The organism is Pseudomonas sp. RA_35y_Pfl2_P32 (genome assembly GCF_963970735.1).
Classification (GTDB): Bacteria; Pseudomonadota; Gammaproteobacteria; order Pseudomonadales; family Pseudomonadaceae; genus Aquipseudomonas.
On the sequence record NZ_CAXAQF010000182.1, the window covers coordinates 1 to 538 of the forward strand.

1 protein-coding gene is annotated in these 538 nt (G+C 65.1%); it reads left to right on the forward strand.

Going from position 1 to position 538, the window contains the following annotated elements; genetic code table 11:
- On the forward strand, window positions 1–411 hold a 411-nt coding region (locus AACY45_RS27760; protein WP_339548676.1), incomplete at its 5' end, for an ATP-binding cassette domain-containing protein.
- Window positions 412–538 lie beyond the last annotated feature (127 nt).

Sequence of the window (538 nt, forward strand, 5' to 3'; positions counted from 1 at the left end):
CGCAAGGAAAACCAACTGGCCGAAGACATGGTCAAGCGCCTGCAGATCAAGACCACTTCCCTGGACCTGCCAGTGGCGTCCATGAGCGGCGGCAATCAGCAGAAGGTGCTGCTGGCGCGCTGGCTGGCTACCTCGCCGCGGCTGCTCGTGCTCGACGAGCCGACACGCGGCATCGACGTCGGCGCGCATGCCGAGATCATCCGCCTGATCCGCGAGCTCTGCAACGACGGCCTGGCTCTGCTCGTCATCTCCTCCGAGCTCGACGAGATCGTGACCTATTCTGATCGCGTCGTGGTTCTGCGCGACCGCGCCCATGTCGAAGAGCTCGCCGGGCAGGACATCGACGTCACCAACATCCTTGCCGCCATCGCCGCCGAAGGCCACGCCGTGGCCCATGAAGGCCAGGCATGACTTTGCTCGTGCCGAGGCGTGGCTTTGCCCAGATCGCAGCGCTCGTCGTCATCCTGGCGATCGACCGCGTGGTGTCACCGCAGTTCTTCGATCTTCGTCTGCAGGACGGCCGGCTGTTCGGCAGCCT